Source organism: Natrinema sp. CRL1 (assembly GCF_059162405.1).
Window position 1 is genome coordinate 1 of record NZ_JBLVOY010000035.1, and the last position, 240, is coordinate 240.

The following is a 240-nucleotide window of genomic DNA, read 5'->3' on the forward strand; positions in this document are numbered from 1 at the left end:
GGCGGATGTTGAAGTCGATGTTCGGTAGCGGCTCCACTTCGTTCGGTTCGTCTTCGATATCCGCGACCATCGACAACCAGAGACGAAGTTTACAGATTTCCACTGCTCCTTCATCAATATCTACCCCCCAGTGACCGTGACTTCCTTCACAGAAATACAAAGAAACTACTGACAGAGCTGACTTACTCCACAACATCACGAATATCTCCTCTACGCAGTAAAAATCAATTCAGAGCGAAT

General features: G+C 46.7%; 1 protein-coding gene. It reads right to left on the minus strand.

Features of this window, described 5'->3' with window-relative positions; all coding sequences use genetic code 11:
* The coding region (locus ACJYUO_RS21910) for a hypothetical protein (RefSeq protein WP_494347414.1) at positions 1-196 on the minus strand (196 nt) is incomplete at its 3' end.
* Positions 197-240: the final 44 nt, after the last annotated feature.